1 protein-coding gene is annotated in these 845 nt (G+C 47.2%); it reads left to right on the top strand.

Translation table 11 applies throughout. The features are described 5' to 3' along the window. The coding region (locus ACRBG0_RS28035; RefSeq protein ID WP_431490139.1) for a hypothetical protein at nucleotides 1-845 on the top strand (845 nt) is incomplete at both ends.

The raw sequence follows: 845 nt of genomic DNA, 5'->3' as shown, positions 1-845 counted from the left end.
AGTTGTTTTGCTCCTATTGATACTTTCCGGCTACAGATCAACCTGAACATGACCAATGAAGACCTCAACCCTACCGGCGTTTTCATTATTGGTGATTACTTTGGCCTTCCTGGCATGACGCCTCTTTATGATGGCGACGGAGATGGTATCTACAGCAATTTCTTTGACCTACCAGAGACTTTCACGACCTATTACAGTTTCACCAATGGCAGCAATTGCCCTGGAACCACCTGCTACGAAGACTTGAGCGGGCAACCCTGTGCTAACCCTGACCAGAATAATTTCCGCTATTTCGGACCGCTTACTTCCGACACAGTTCTTAATCTTTGTTTTGGTGAATGCCAATTGGCAGCTTGCTTCCCTCCTGCTGATTCGGTAAACATCACTTTTAATGTCAATATGGGCCCCGTGGCTACTTCACCGGAAGGAGTATACTGGCTCAATAGCTTTGAGGCTCCTGGGGAGTTTCCTTTGACCGACATGAATCAAGATGATATTTACACCTTCACGATTCGACGGCCAGAAGGTTTCTCTACCTATTATAGTATTGCAAATGGCACCTGCCCAGATCTCAGTTGCCTCGAAGATTTGGAAGGACAGGCCTGTGCTGATCCTTTCGAACTCAATTACCGTTTGCTTGATCCCGTTTACAGTGATACTATATTGAACCTCTGCTTTGCCAGCTGTGACACCATCAATTGTATTGCACCCATTGATTCTGTGCAGATTCAAATCAACGTCAACATGGCTGCTGTAGACGTGGCCGCAGAAGGTGTCTATCTCGTAGAAGGCGCTTTTGGTGCCCCTGGCATCAACCCCATGGACGATTCTGATGGCGACGGTGT

Origin of the sequence: Lewinella sp., assembly GCF_050633125.1 — a bacterium.
In the GTDB taxonomy this organism is placed as follows: Bacteria; Bacteroidota; Bacteroidia; order Chitinophagales; family Saprospiraceae; genus Lewinella.
This window is presented reverse-complemented; position numbering and strand designations above follow the sequence as displayed.